Annotated in this window: 8 protein-coding genes; all 8 read right to left on the reverse strand. The window is 53.6% G+C overall.

Translation table 11 applies throughout. The features are described 5' to 3' along the window. Positions 1-19: 19 nt before the first annotated feature. Positions 20-1,120 carry a polysaccharide biosynthesis/export family protein gene (locus KB213_RS07500; protein ID WP_211681811.1) on the reverse strand — a complete coding sequence of 367 codons (1,101 nt, stop codon included), beginning with the start codon at positions 1,118-1,120 and terminating at the stop codon, positions 20-22. Positions 1,121-1,141: 21 nt separating this feature from the next. Next, the gene (locus tag KB213_RS07505) at positions 1,142-2,182 is read right to left on the reverse strand and encodes a hypothetical protein (RefSeq protein WP_211681813.1); all 1,041 of its coding nucleotides are present in this window, start codon (positions 2,180-2,182) and stop codon (positions 1,142-1,144) included. 407 nt (positions 2,183-2,589) lie between these two features. Beyond that, positions 2,590-3,282, reverse strand: coding sequence for a GcrA family cell cycle regulator (locus tag KB213_RS07510; RefSeq protein ID WP_211681816.1), 693 nt, complete (start codon positions 3,280-3,282; stop codon positions 2,590-2,592). 156 nt (positions 3,283-3,438) lie between these two features. Continuing rightward, positions 3,439-4,656 (reverse strand): ribonuclease D, encoded by a 1,218-nt coding sequence (gene rnd, locus KB213_RS07515; protein WP_211681817.1) that lies wholly within the window; start codon positions 4,654-4,656, stop codon positions 3,439-3,441. 101 nt (positions 4,657-4,757) lie between these two features. After that, complete coding sequence (gene trxA, locus KB213_RS07520) at positions 4,758-5,084, reverse strand: thioredoxin TrxA (RefSeq protein WP_068171654.1); 327 nt, start codon at positions 5,082-5,084, stop codon at positions 4,758-4,760. A 63-nt stretch (positions 5,085-5,147) separates the two neighbouring features. Beyond that, positions 5,148-8,768 (reverse strand): double-strand break repair helicase AddA, encoded by a 3,621-nt coding sequence (addA, locus tag KB213_RS07525; protein ID WP_249110355.1) that lies wholly within the window; start codon positions 8,766-8,768, stop codon positions 5,148-5,150. After that, positions 8,765-11,905: a double-strand break repair protein AddB gene (gene addB / locus KB213_RS07530; protein ID WP_211681819.1), complete on the reverse strand. Its 3,141-nt coding sequence runs from the start codon at positions 11,903-11,905 to the stop codon at positions 8,765-8,767. Before addB ends, addA begins: the two co-directional genes overlap by 4 nt. 5 nt (positions 11,906-11,910) lie before the next feature. Then, positions 11,911-12,360 (reverse strand): tRNA (adenosine(37)-N6)-threonylcarbamoyltransferase complex ATPase subunit type 1 TsaE, encoded by a 450-nt coding sequence (tsaE, locus tag KB213_RS07535; RefSeq protein WP_211681821.1) that lies wholly within the window; start codon positions 12,358-12,360, stop codon positions 11,911-11,913. Position 12,361 lies beyond the last annotated feature (1 nt).

The raw sequence follows: 12,361 nt of genomic DNA on the forward strand, positions 1-12,361 counted from the left end.
TACCTAAAAAGATGACTTATCATTTCAGAGCAGCACCCATCGCTGCCGGGTAACCAACACTCATGATAATATTAACCACCTGCTGCAAGGTTACGCTACGTGAAGGTGGGATATAAACCATGTCTTTATTGTTCACTGGGAAAGTTTGTGCAGCACGCATCCCTTCAGGTTTATCGAAATTAATACGATAAATTACACGAGTATCATTCTTGAATATGAAGATTGCACGCCCTTGCGCACTGTTAAGATTCATATCTCCAGCACCAGACAAAACCTCAGAAAGGGTCGGCAGTTCATCAAATGGCACCGTCGTTGGACTTTTCCAACCAGCCCCTAAGCACAGAGCTTTCACGACCGGAGTATGCTGCAGAACGATACGATCTCCCGCTTGCAACGGAATCGCCTGTGACAATGCTGCCTTCATTGGCAACTGAAAGCTCTTTCCTTCACGAATAAGGAGTATGTTATTAACCGACAAATCACTACCTTGGCGGCTTGGATCAAAGACACGGAACCCTCCCGCCCGAGCAATGGCTTCACTAATGTCCATACCGCCTTCAGACCAATTTAAAACCGTCGGAGCATTCACTGCCCCCATCACGACAATATTTTGCGCTTTATTTTCGGCAATTTGTATGGTTGCTTCTGGCTGCGGGAACAACTCAGTCTTCCCAAAGCGCTCCGCTATTATCTTCTCAGCTTTTTGAGGAAGCATACCACGAACATAAACCTTACCCACATAAGGGAGGTTTACAGTCCCATCCATAGAAACTGTGTAATGCCCCATATCTCGTGGCTGCGGCACGTTCCCCAAGACAACGTCAGACTGACCTGCGGCAACCCATAATGTTAAGCTAAGGACATCACCTGTAGAGATCTTCAGCGGCACAACAGAAGAGTACTTTAAAGTACTCAACGTATCATCAAGTGCTTTCTTTTGCGTAAGTATCGTTTCCTGCCACAATTGTGAAGAAATGGCCTCGGTAACATCTACTACCGGCAAAGAGTTTTCTGTCTTGTCTAGCAGCAACGATGCATGAGGGCCCGCCGATGGCATAAACGCACAAGCGCCTAGTGCAATGGGAAGCATGGTGGATGCGAGAATTTTCAAACGTTTCACGTGCAACCTCAACATTTTGGGTTATTTAATAATGACGTAAAGCAGGAAGGAAAGAACAAGAATTGCAATTGACCAATAAACCGCACGCGGCATCATTGGATCTGTTGGTTTTACTGTATTTTCAACCACGTCAACATGATAAGAGCTGCGTGTTTCTAACTGTTCAATATCTTGAATATTCTGGTTATCCAACCGAACGACATTCATTCCTTCAGAAATATTTTGTTTCAAGCTAGAGTATTGCGTGTAAATAGGAGATAAAGTCTTGCTCACAGATTGGCTTTGAACCTCAATCTGATGGTCCAATGTTGCAATTTGTGCTTTCAGCATTGCCAGCTCTTGTGAGCGTTGCGCAAAATACTGGGCCGCAGAGGCACGGCTATCCAGAGTAACACGCGTTTCCTGATAATGATTTAAGAGCTCTAATGTCCGATTATAAACAACATCGTAATCGGCAATACCGTGTTCTTTCTGAAACTGTTGCATGTCTGCAAAGGCTGCCGCCAGCTTCAACCGATCACGACTAAGCTCGCCCTCAATCCGTGAACGCTCGTTTTCGTAAGCCAAGACACCAGCATCAGCAAGATGCTTACGTGCATACTCAATAACGGTCTTATTAAGATCAGACGAGAAGTCGGAATGATAACTATCCACGTTAACTTTAACGAGGCCACTTTCATCATCAATAGAAACGACCACATGTGAGCGATAATAAGCCCATAGTCGCATAGGGTTCTGCGAAAACAAGCTACTGATGCTTCCATAGCGCGTCAGAAAGTCACCTTTCTGCCACTCACCAGTAAGCTTTTTGAAGCTCAAATGAGAGAAACAATCCCATCCTGTAATTGTTTCTCTAAAAATGTATGCTCCTGGAGAAGCACTCCCGCCCAGAATACTACCACCGCCAGTGCCCGCGCCATTACCAAACCCATAGACACGAACAATAGACTCACTTTCATACCTAGGAGTTGCCAGAAAAAATAAATATATAATTGATATTATTGAGGGCCCTCCACAAATTATCCAAAATAATTTTCTCTTATAGAAAATTAAATTATCCACTCTGTCCTACCTTATAACACAGTCACATAATGTGACTGTTTCTTAATCAAAAATAAAGATAATGCAACATAGATGATTAAGGCCCCTGTTGCAAAGTTGAGCATCGACAAGTTGAAGGCTGATAATGCGGTTTTTCTGGAGGGGGTTTTTAGACCATCAATAGGTTTGACAAAATTTCCGCAAATCATTGATTTAATAGAAAATATCCAATCCTTCCGTGGACACCACTCACACCTCATAAAACTAAACGAACCACCCTTTCACTTCCCTAAGCATAACAATATGCCCTCTCCAAGCGTGAGACGTAATATAATGGTTCATAAAACAAAAACAGCGTTTAGCCCGCCTATAGCTCCACCAATACCGGAAGCCAAGCCGCACTAAACGCTGCATAAAAACTGCGTCTTTTAATCCCGACGATCTCGAATTTTTACATAAGCAATAGCGGCATGCTCAGCACAATAAGGCTTGCCGGACAGTGGTCGTGCACCACAGAAATGGAAACCCGGCGTCCCTGGATCACCAAAAGGCCAACAGCATGAAGGACCACGCCGTACAGGCCTATCAATGGCTGGCGCCATGCGCGGCGCACCTGAGTGCCCAACCACAGACGACAAAGCACGCTTAGGCTCTTCCGCTGACGTCGATGTTGTCGCCTTATCCTTTGGCACTCCACCTTGAGCACCAGATGATGCTGACGCCTCTATTTTTTTAGGCGTAGCACCCGCTGCTGGCGCCGGTCTTTTTTCCGCAGGCGGCGCTTTAGCGGCCTCAGAAGGCGCAGCAGCCTTCACTTCGACCTTAGCATCAGACTTCTTAGCAGCCTCCGGAAGAAGAGACCCCTGCTCCGCATTTGCGACCTTAGGCTTGGCCTTTGAGCGTGTCGGTGGCTTACGCTTAGGAACCTCTACCGTGCCATCCGCAGCAATAACCGTCTTCCGATTACGGATAGGTGATGGACGAGGTGGCAGACCAAGACGATGCGCTTTACCAACAACCGCATTCTTAGTGATTTCTAACTGGCGTCCGATCTCAGCCGTTGAAAGACCCTGATCCCACAATTCACGAAGTCTGGCGATCGTCTCGTCCGTCCAGTCCATAAATCGGCTTCCCCTGTCCCGAATTAACGCTTGTACTCCCGGCAAACCTTTCGCCGATTAAGCCAAGCATCTCCGCACACCATACTGATATCCCTAGCATAAACTTCACCAAAGGTCGAAGTCACTCCTAGCGATGCTCTCTACCCAACTCTATTCTTATACACCCTGTCCAGAGGCAAGCTCAGAAAAACTCTCACCTCCGACTGGACGAAGCACAACACGCCCCTCGACAACGGCCAACGCGATCTCTCCGTTAACCAAAGCCAGCGCATCAATCCCAAAAACTTCTTTACGCCACCCTTTTAATGGAGAAACCTCTTTCTCTCCAATGGCAATACGGTCCAAATCATCTGCTGTTGCAACAAGTTTAGGCGCAACACCATGCTCTTCACACTTGGCCGCCAGCAACACACGCAGCATCGCTACCAAAGCAGAAGATGGACGCGCCTTATCCGACTTAGACGACGGCTTAGGCAAATCTGTATCCGGCAAGTCCAGCCCAATGCGTACAGCATCAAGCAAACCTGCCCCCATGCGCCCTTCTGCAAAACCACGCGTCACACCACGCACACGGCTTAACGCATCCGTATCCGTCGGGCGGATTGCAGCGATCTCCAACAGGCTCTCATCACGGATCAAACGCTGCCGAGGAATATTAGCCTCTTGAGCCGCGCCTTCACGCCATGCAGCCACTTCACGCAGTACACCCAGCATACGACGATTACTGGTACGGGCTTTCAGCTTTTCCCATAAACGCCGCGGATCTGGACGAAATGTCTTTTCTTCTGTGAGAACCGCCTGCTCGGCATCAGCCCAGCGCAACCGCCCTTCTTTTTTCAACTGGCTGTGCAGGCTTTCGTACACAATACGCAAATACGTCACGTCGGCCGCAGCATATGCAATTTGTGCTGGCGTCAATGGCCGGGCAGACCAGTCACTGAAACGGTGCGCTTTATCAATCGCTTTACCGGTAATGGAGCCAACAAGGCTATCATAGCCCACTTGGTCACCAAACCCAGCCACCATCGCGGCTACCTGCGTATCAAACATGGAGCGTGGCAAACGATCAAACAAATGCAGGAAAATTTCCAGATCCTGCCGCGCCGCGTGAAAAACCTTAATACAATCCGGGGCGTCCAGAAGCTCTGACAACGGCGTCAAATCCAAGCCCGGCGCTAATGTATCAATTAAAACAACGTCTTCAATACCACCCAACTGCACAAGGCACAGCTCAGGCCAGTACGTTTTCTCGCGCACAAATTCTGTATCAATCGTGACATAAGGCTCTTGACGGAGCTTAGCACAAATCTGAGCGACATCATCAGTCGTCGTCAGCAGAACGGGGGCAGGAAATTCAAGCTTCTTTGCACACATGCCGCCATCTTACACAAAGCAAAGCCGCCTGACTACGCAACTCTGCTCATATCTTTCTGGCTCCTGATCCGTCGAGATCAAGAGCCAGACGATCTGACCAATTAGATAGATTTTTCAACCCATGCCTTCAGCTGGCTCTTCGGCATCGCACCGAGTTGCTGCGCTACCGGCTTACCATCTTTGAAGACAATCAATGTCGGGATGCTACGAACGCCAAATTGCGTCGGTGCTTCTGGGTTCGAGTCAATATTGACCTTAGCTACCTTCACACGCCCTTGGAATTCTGCACCAATTTCTTCCAGGGCAGGCGCAATCATTTTGCACGGACCACACCATTCCGCCCAAAAATCAACCAGAACGGGACCTTCTGCCTTCAATACGTCTTGCTCGAAGCTGCTATCGGTCACTGCTACCGTGTTCGCGCTCATGCTTTTCTTCCTTGTCCTAAGGCCATTTATTTTTACAGGACTGATATTGTCCTGTTCCAAACATCATGCAAGCCCCTCTTGCCAAACACTCTCCAACAAGGATTGGGGCAAAACATGAACCTGCGCCCCCTCCGTCCACACCAGAACACAGCGTATCGCAGCGTTAGGATAAAGCTGGGCTAAAACATCTCGATACGCCGCCATCTGCCTCACATACGCAATCGGCGTACGCTCAACCCGCAATGGCGGCATACGGTTTGTTTTGTAATCACATACCCAAACTTCATCAGGACCAACCCACAAACGGTCCACCTGCCCTAAAACAACACGCCCACGACTTACCCCTGATATAGGCTGTTCTGCACGGCTGCCATGCAGAAAAAGCGGCGCCAAACGAGCATCATCCAACACCGCCAAGACTTGCTGTACCACATGATCAATCTCACCGGCCTCCAACCCTAAAGCAGCCCGCCCCAACCACTGCGCAGCCACATCTGACCGTTCCACCGGGGCAACATCTGGCAAAAGCTGCAAAAGACGGTGGATCATCGTCCCCCGCCGCATAGCCTGACGCCGCACTTGCACAGCCTCACCAATACTCTGCACCGTTTTACGCCGCGCCAAATGCTCCAGAGGAGACCGTACTGCCACTTGCGGTCCATACTCTGCCCCATCAGGACGGCTTGGTGCTAAGGGGCGCGTCATAGCATCTTCACGCTCTGCTGGCGTTGCCACCCAATACGGCGCCCCTCCCATCCATGTCGGCACAACAGGCGCGCTCACCGGTTCATGTGACGGTGATACAGGCACTGCACGCTCAATAATGTCATCGCTCTGCTCATCCAGAACCCAGCGTTCACCACCCCATGGCAGATCGTCACAAGCTTCTTTCCGTGCACGCTCGCCCAAAGCTTCAAAGCCGGCCTCACACTGCCGATACCAACTCGTCTCCGGTATGCCCTTCTTAGGCATGGCTCCACACACGACCAGCCAGTCACTGGCCCGTGTCAGCGCCACATATAACAACCGATTACGCTCCGCCTGAGCCTTCGCCTTCTGCTCGTCTGCCAAAACGGACGATGCCCGCACCGCCGCATCCACCCGTGGCACCATCAGCGGCAACTCAACGCCCTCTGCCTCAGACCAATACAAATTTTCCGTTTTTTGCCCCGAAGCCACAGTATCCGGCATCACAACCAAGCGCGCCTGTAAGCCTTTAGAACCATGCACGGTCATCACGCGCACAGCATCGCCGCCACTTTCAGCCTCACGCTTGGATTCAATATTACTCGCCTCCAGCCAGTGCAAAAACCCCTGCAAAGACGGTGGATGCAAACCCTCATACCGTAACGCCGCACTAAGCAACTCATCCACTGGTTCGACCGCTTCTTCACCCAAACGCTGCAACAGCCGCGCCCGCCCGCTATACTGACCCAATGCTTCCGACAACAACCGATACGGCGTGGCATAATCCACGCGCGTATAAAGCCCTGACAACATACGCCATGCTGCCCGCCAGTCTTCACGCTCCTGATGCCGCTCCCGCAGGACCGTCCATAACGGCTGCCCTCCTTTGCCCAGCGCCGGGCCGCGTCCATCCTTGGTGGCCAAAGCCATCAAAGATTCATCCGTCAGGCCACCCAAAGGCGAGGTCAGAACGGAGGCCAGCGTCAAATCATCCTGCGGAAGCAATAATGCCGCACACAAGGTCATCAAATCACGGACCGCAACCGTCTCCGTCAGCCCAACGCGCACCATTGTAGCAACGGGAACATTCTTCCCTTTCAACGAACGAATAAGCGCCCGCAAAAATGACGAACGACGCGGCACCAAAATCAGGATTTCTCCGGCCTTCAGCGGCGCCTTCCCCGGCTGCGGTGAGCGGCCTATCTGCTGGGCAATCCATGCCCCCAAACTCTCAGCCAAACGCTGCTGTGCACTCCGCTGACCATAATTCCGAGATGGTGGCTCCCATGATGAGGGTGCCTCAACCTCTCCGTCACTCTCATCATCCACAGGGACCAAAGGCCATAACTCAACACGCCCCCCTTCCCCAGAGCGCGCAGAAATATGCGGAAGCAATGTGCTGTCTTCGCCTTCACGCAGCCCCTTCGCAGCATCTGGCAGCGAAAACACCGCATCCACAAAGTTCAGAACTGGCGCGACAGAGCGGAACGACACATTCAATTCCGGGTCCCGCCACAGCAATCCAGCAGCCTTCACCCGACGCGCAAATTCAGCCCGCCAATAATGGAACTGATCCGGGTCAGCCCCTTGGAAGCCATAAATCGACTGTTTGTAATCCCCCACGGCAAAGATCGTTCGCGGACGCAGCCCTGCATCTCGCGCGGCCTCCCCAGCAAAGAATTCAGACGTTAACGCCCCCGCAATCTCCCACTGAACGCCTGAATTATCTTGCACTTCATCCAGCAGAAGATGATCAATCCCGCCATCTAATTTATACAAAACCCACGCCGCACCGGGGTCATCAAGCAAATTCCGGGTCTCTCGGATCAGGTCCCCATAATCCACCAACCCACGCGCAGCCTTCCCATCCCGAAAACCCTGCAAAATGGGCGTAGCCAAAGCCATAATCGCCTGATTAATCGCTGAAAGGGCAACCGCACGCATCCGCTCATACAGCGCAACCAAACGCTGCGCTTCACGGTCCAAACGAGCTTCCAACTCCGGCGCAGAAAGCTTTACCTTTGCGCCCACCAAATGACTCCACTTCGCGCGGATCTCACCTTTTTGCGTTAGGAAATGCGTTTGCCAATCCGCCGTCGAGCGCTCTTCCAGATAACTCCCCAACCAACCCAAAGCATCGTTAAGCTTCTTCTTCGCCGCGTCAGAGGACGCATCATAAATCGTGTTAAATTCACGCCGAAACGCATCCGCCTCAGGCGGATCTTTAATCATCGTCTCCAGTTCTTCCACGCTCTCAGAACCTGCCCCGAGCGCGGCATTATAAAACTGCTTCAACCGCTCCGGCTGCGCCGCTAAGGCCACCAGCAAAGGTTCCAGACGGTTCCCCGCATTATTCAACGTTTGGAGCGTTTTGAAAAAAACTTCTAAACCAATATTCCCCGCCAACTCCGCCACACGCAAAGGAGAACGCGCCAACTCATCCTCCATCGCCGCACGCAACGCCATGAGCGTGTCCGTTTCTTCCATCAGATCAAAATGCGGATCAATGGAGGCTTCCAAAGGAAAACGCCGCAGCAAAGATTGGCAAAAGGCATGGATGGTCTCAATCCGTAACCCACCCGGCAGGTCGAGAACCTTTAGGAACAGCCCCCGCGCCGCCGCCCGCGTTTCCGGCAAATTCGGCACGGACAACCCCGCCAATTCCGCACCCAACGCATCGTCGGACAAAGACACCCACGCACCCAGCTTCGCCTGCAAACGATGCGCCATTTCCGCCGCAGCAGCCTTCGTATAGGTCAAGCACACAATACGCGACGGATTGGCGCCCTCCACCACGACAGGCATACCATCTGGCCCATCCACTTCCAACGGCAGCATCAAACGCAACAAACGGTCAATAAGCAGCTTTGTCTTACCAGACCCCGCAGAGGCCGACACAAACACAGATGCCATCGGGTCAGAGGCCAAACTTTGCGTTTTATTCGCCTGCGCTTTTGCTGCCGCAGCAGTATGGTGTTCTACCGTCATCCCGGTCATGCCTCGGCCCCCTCATCATCCTGTGAGGCCGCTTTCCACTCCGGCACCCGTGCCAATAAGGCATAATCCGTATAACGCATCTCCTTGCCCGCCCATGGCTCAGAACGATACGCTTGCTGCGGATCTTCATACTTCACAATCAAACTGCGCAATTGATCCATAACGTTAGAAATCAAATCCTGCGGCGTAACCTTACTCTTTGCACTCGGCACGCGGTTTTCTTCACCCGGCTTCGCATTACCGCTCAAATGCCAGTATAAAAGCGCCTTCGTCTCCGCAACCGGTACTTTAGAAAACGCCCCAGCCACTAATAATGCCCCTTCCAACACCAGCTGGATGGACCAACCTTCCTCAACACTTTTGCCCGATGGCGGTGTCCCAGTTTTATAGTCAAACACCGTCGCACCACTTTCCGCGTCAATATCGATCCGGTCCGCACGGCCTGTCACCGCAAAGGGCCCCTGCTCCGTCATCAACTGATACAGAGCATCAACCTCCACATAACGCGCCGCCGTCGGCTCCGCTAAACGGCGCTCCTTTTCCTGCTCTGACACCCACTCCGCAATACGCATCAGGCGCGGTCGCCACCAATTCGCCAAAGCAGGCCGAACAGCCGCCTTATCAAGCGCCGTCAGAAAAGCCTGCCGAACATGTGCTAGAGCATTTTCTGGCCAATTTTGCGGAAACTGCTTCAGCACGTCTTCCATGGCATCATGCACAATCATACCAAAATCCGCATGCTCCACCCCTTCTTCAAGCGGCGGCAAAGCCCGTAATTTCAAAATATGCTTGGCATAAATAGAATACGGATCCAGCTTTAAGGTCTCGATATCCGTAATACTCAGTTTGCGCGGCCTTAAAGCCACCGGCGGGCGCGGCATTGGCGGTGCCAAAAGCGTCACATACTCCGCAGGCTGGTGGTCCAACTCCGCTTGCCACCCCAGCGCATCATGCACAGGCAAAGTCTGACCGCGCCCTTTCAAAAACGCCTCCATCCGCACCAACCAGCGCGCAGGCGTACCGGGGGCCCCATCGCGCCGCACAGCATTGGAAAAGACAACCTCGCCCCCCGCCAAAACGGCAGAGACAAAATCATGCGCACTAATACCCGTTTGACGCTCAGGCGGAGCCAACCCAACCCGCGCACGCATCGGGCGACTCAACCACGGCCCAGAATCCGCTGCGGGCGGCCAAACCGTCTCATTCAACCCACCCAACACGACGACATCAAACGCCTGCAACCGCGCTTCCAAAACACCAAGGATAGACACTCGCGGATGCGCTAGCTCTTCGCCACCACGATACGCACGCGCGCCCGTCAATGTCTCCCCTGATAACGCCGTATTCAGAAAGGAATCCAAATGCCCCAGACGCTGCGGCGGCAACAGCGCCGTATGCTCCATCAACCCTGCCAAATGCTGCGCCAAAGCCTCGCCTTCTTCCCCCACCCACAGGCGAGAGGCCTCATCATCTGACGCTTCAATCTCAGCGCCCATATCAGGCGCTTCCACCGCGGCCAGCGCCTCCGCAGACTGGATCAACGCTCCCAAAAGCTCCGGCAATGGTACCGCACCTGCAACCGCCAAGAGTGGTGCCAAGCACTGCTCCAAACGCTCCACAAACCCGAGCGGCCCTTCTGCAACATCCGGCGCATCCGCACTCAAACCGGGATCACGCTCCAACCGCTCTTGGTCCAGCGCATGAAGAGCCGCACGCAAACCCGCAATCCCCGGCACGGGCGCAGGCCCACGCAACACCAAACGCTCCAGCCGCCGGGCCGATGCACGACACACACCGGGCGATTGCCCCATAGCGGCCAATGGATGCTTCACCATCGCCAATAGTGCCACCGGCGAAAGCTCCGCCTCCACCGCCTGCGCGATCAAACGTAGAAACACCGCTTGCGGCGCTTCCGCCAAACTCATACCCGCACTATCATCCGCCACCACGCCAAAACGCTGTAGCTCTGTCCCAACACGGCGCGCCAAGCTCCGATCCGGTGTAATCAAAGCCGCCGTTTTCCCCGGCACCTCCACCGCATCACGCAACACCAGCGCAATCGCCTGCGCCTCCTGCTGTTGATCCTGCGCGGGCAAACGATACAACCCCGTCACATCACGCGGCGTCAGATCCTGCCCCCACACAGCAATGCCACGCTCCGGCAGCATCACATCACGCATCACCGCTTCACGTACACGCTGCTGGGCACCACCTGCCGATCCGGCAAAATCCCATTCCTCAACATCACCACGCGCCACACCCAGCGTATCAATAATCTCTCTCAAACCCGCCTGTGGATGCGCCGGGGGCAACGCCTCCCACAATTCTTCGTCCAACGCCAAATCTACACCCGGCAACACCACACAGCCTTGCGGCATACGCGCCACCGCCGCCAACACATCCACAACTGCCGCAGAACCATCCGCAAACCCGACGGCCCAAACCGGCGTTTGTGGCGGTTGCTCATCCCATAATGCCGCCTGCGCCTTCAAACGCGCCACCTGCCGGGCTACCGGGTTCATCAATCCCGCTTCCTGCAACCATTGCGGCCAAACAGAAGTCACAATTTCCAAAAATTTAAGTGTTTGCTGCCAATGCTCAGAGAACTGCTCTTCCACAGCCTCCGGCAGAGAGGTCGCCAGATCAACGCCTGAACGCTCGGCCTCATCCATTAATTCCGCCAAAGCCTTGGCCAAAGGCCACGCCCGATCAATCCCCTTGGTGCGATCCATGCCAAGACTGACAATCGGCGTCTGCAAAATCAAATAAGACAACACCGCCAAACGCTGCTGCTTATCCACCGCAGGCGGTAACTCCGCCTCCACACCACCTGACAGCCCTAACCCGCTCTCATCCACGTCATTCATCGCCACAACACGCGGCAATAACGCAGCCTGACCATCCAAAACGCGCAAAAAAGCTTCCATGAGTGCACGCCCAGCACGGCGGCTTGGCACAAGAATCAGCCCCGGCCCAGCATCTCCCGCCACGCTATGCCCCGGCTGATCATGCCCTGACCGACCACACCTTGACTGAGCGTGGTGCCCTCCCCCTGAACCGCCAACATCCTGCGCGAGCCACTCCCGCACAACACGATCCAAAAAGGGCAAGCCCGGCGCCACACTCACAATTGTCACGATACTTAAACCCCCAGCCCCATCAAACGCGCATCAGGCCACCCAACAAGAGAGACCTCACGCTCATCATCAGTCCCCCCTTGCTCCAAGGTCAGATGAAGCGCGCCATCCGGCAATAGATCTTCAGCCCGCTCCGGCCACTCCACCAACATGATGCCTTCACATGCGGCATCCCAGTCGAGTTCATCCAGCGCATCAGGCCCTTCCAAACGCCATAAATCATAATGAAACACCGGACCACGCGGCGTGTCGTAAGTCAGCAAAATGGGAAAACTCGGGCTCGGCACATCCAACGCAGCATCCCCTGTCAACGCACGGAGAAACGCCCGGGCAAATGTACTTTTGCCCATGCCGTAAGACCCATTCAAAGCAATGCAATCTCCCGGCACGCACAAAGCCGCCAAAGAAATACCCAAAGCTTCCGTCTCGGACTGATTTTTGAGAAATAAGCGCATT

The sequence above is a fragment of the Neokomagataea anthophila genome (assembly GCF_018122595.1).
In the GTDB taxonomy this organism is placed as follows: Bacteria; Pseudomonadota; Alphaproteobacteria; order Acetobacterales; family Acetobacteraceae; genus Gluconobacter; species Gluconobacter anthophilus.